The organism is Methylobacterium sp. WL103, assembly GCF_008039885.1.
In the GTDB taxonomy this organism is placed as follows: domain Bacteria; phylum Pseudomonadota; class Alphaproteobacteria; order Rhizobiales; family Beijerinckiaceae; genus Methylobacterium; species Methylobacterium cerastii.
Genome location: NZ_VRUX01001277.1, coordinates 1 through 458 on the forward strand (window position 1 = coordinate 1; position 458 = coordinate 458).

General features: G+C 72.9%; 1 protein-coding gene. It reads right to left on the reverse strand.

Annotated features, from left to right (window positions below; translation table 11 throughout):
* The coding region (locus tag FV222_RS28980) for a glycosyltransferase family 2 protein (RefSeq protein WP_281406956.1) at positions 1-458 on the reverse strand (458 nt) is incomplete at both ends.

Below are 458 nucleotides of genomic sequence, written 5' to 3' on the forward strand. Positions count from 1 at the left end.
GAGCACCGCTTGCGCGAGCCGCCGCAGCACCGCCGGCCGGTAGCCGCCGTCGCGCCAGTACAGCGCGACTTGAAGCGGGAGGTAGGCGAGCTGGCGCAGCTTCCACGGCAGCGGGATGTGGCGCAGGCGCCAGCCGTAGACGGAGTTGCGCAGGTACGTCGCCATGCGGAACAGCGGCTGGCGCGGCGTCTCGATGCCGAACGCGCGGATCGTGCCGCCGCCGACGCGGTGGCCGATCGTGGCCTCCCGCGTCATCCAGCACCCATAGCCGGCGCTCCAGGCGCGAAAGCACCATTCGAGCTCGACGCCGTCGATGAAGTAGTCCGCCCGGAACGGCCCGACCGCGCGGAACGCCGCCACGTCGATGAGCGAACCGGAGGTGGCCAGGAATTCCACCGGCAGCAGCGTGCCGACCGCCTCGCGGCCGGGGCGTTGCCGGAACCGCGGGGGCTTGGCGG